The sequence below is a fragment of the Pseudomonas yangonensis genome, assembly GCF_009932725.1.
In the GTDB taxonomy this organism is placed as follows: Bacteria; Pseudomonadota; Gammaproteobacteria; order Pseudomonadales; family Pseudomonadaceae; genus Aquipseudomonas; species Aquipseudomonas yangonensis.
Genome location: NZ_BLJU01000093.1, coordinates 1 through 309 on the forward strand (window position 1 = coordinate 1; position 309 = coordinate 309).

At 39.8% G+C, this 309-nt stretch carries 1 protein-coding gene; it reads left to right on the top strand.

Features of this window, described 5'->3' with window-relative positions; genetic code table 11:
- Positions 1 to 26 precede the first annotated feature (26 nt).
- A partial coding sequence (locus GYB81_RS23640; protein ID WP_233787669.1) for an ABC transporter substrate-binding protein occupies positions 27 to 309 on the top strand: 283 nt, incomplete at its 3' end.

The window sequence follows — 309 nt, forward strand, 5'->3', positions numbered from 1 at the left end:
CTATTCCTCCTACGCTTTATCGAAAGATGAAACAAGAGCAACCAGAGAATCTACATGTTAAGCCCTACCTATGTACTTTCTTGTATGAGCTTAATAATAAAAGTCCACCGTTTGATGATCCCCGTGTGCGTGAAGCGGTAAAATTAAGTTTAGATAGAGAAATTATAGCGGAAAAGATCATGGGGCAAGGGCAAATACCGGCTTATTCTTTTACTCCACCTTTTATTAATAATGGCAAGTTTAAACCCCCTAAATGGGCAGGTTGGACGCAACAACAGCGTCATGAAAGAGCGCGTGAATTATTAAAAG